2 protein-coding genes are annotated in these 1,064 nt (G+C 61.6%); one reads left to right on the forward strand and one right to left on the reverse strand.

From position 1 onward, the window contains the following. Positions 1–351 (reverse strand): class III extradiol ring-cleavage dioxygenase (locus AB0J06_RS26395; RefSeq protein WP_357432376.1); only part of this gene is annotated, 351 nt, incomplete at its 3' end. A 101-nt stretch (positions 352–452) separates the two neighbouring features. On the opposite strand from AB0J06_RS26395, the gene AB0J06_RS26400 reads away from it, so the two are divergent. Beyond that, the coding region (locus tag AB0J06_RS26400) for a thiopurine S-methyltransferase (RefSeq protein ID WP_357432378.1) at positions 453–1,064 on the forward strand (612 nt) is incomplete at its 3' end.

The raw sequence follows: 1,064 nt of genomic DNA on the forward strand, positions 1-1,064 counted from the left end.
CAGCGACAGCGGGACCCAAGTGCCGTGGTCGAAGGGGCGCTGGTCATCAATCCGCGCCTCCAGGCCGTCAGCCTTGAGCAATTGGACAATCTCGGCGGCCAATGCCGGGTCACCGGGCGCCGGGTACTGTACGGCGAACAGTTCTCGCGGGAAGCCGCCGAAGTCGTGCCAGGTCTCGGGCGCGGCGCTGCCAGTCACGAGCAACCCCTGGCTTTCCCAGTGTGCCGAGACCACCACACTGGCCTTGGGGCGTGGCAACTCGGCTGCCAGGCGCTTGAGTGCCGGGCCGCTGGCACCGGGTTCCAGGGCAAGCATCGGTGAACCGTGGGAGATAAACAGGCTGGGGAGCATGATCGGGTCCTGAGGGTTAAGATGGGACCATCTTCAATCAGATCATTGATCTAAATCTAATATAAGTTTTAGCGCTATTTGATCAAGTTTTAGGGTGAATTATGGAGCCTGGATTTTGGCATGAGCGTTGGGCGCGCAATCAGACGGGCTTCCATCTGCCCGAGGTGAATCCTTACCTGCTGCGCCATTGGCCCGGCCTGGGCGTGGCGAACGGGGTGCAGGTGCTGGTGCCGTTGTGCGGCAAGAGCCTGGACCTGGTGTGGCTGGCGAGCGTCGGGCATCGGGTGATGGGGGTTGAACTGTCGGAAAAGGCCGTTGAAGAGTTTTTCAGCGAGCAGGAACTGACGCCACAAATTAGTCAGCGGGGTGCCTTCAAGGTCTTTCAGGCGGGCTCCATCGAACTCTGGTGTGGGGATTTCTTCGCGCTGGATGCTGGCGCAGTGGCTGATTGCCGGGCGCTTTACGACAGAGCGGCGTTGATTGCCCTGCCGCCGTTGATGCGGGAGCAGTATGCCGCGCACTTGAACGGGCTCCTGGCGGGAGGCAGCCGCGGCCTGTTGATCACCCTCGACTATGAACAGGCGCAGAAGGCAGGCCCGCCGTTTGCGGTCAGTGATGAGGAGGCGAGGCTGCTGCTTGGTGCGCATTGGGGCCTGGATGTACTCGAGGAGCAGGACATCCTGGGTGACAGCTGGAAGTTTGTTCAGGACGGC

The sequence above is a fragment of the Micromonospora sp. NPDC049679 genome (assembly GCF_040659735.1).
In the GTDB taxonomy this organism is placed as follows: domain Bacteria; phylum Actinomycetota; class Actinomycetes; order Mycobacteriales; family Micromonosporaceae; genus Micromonospora_I.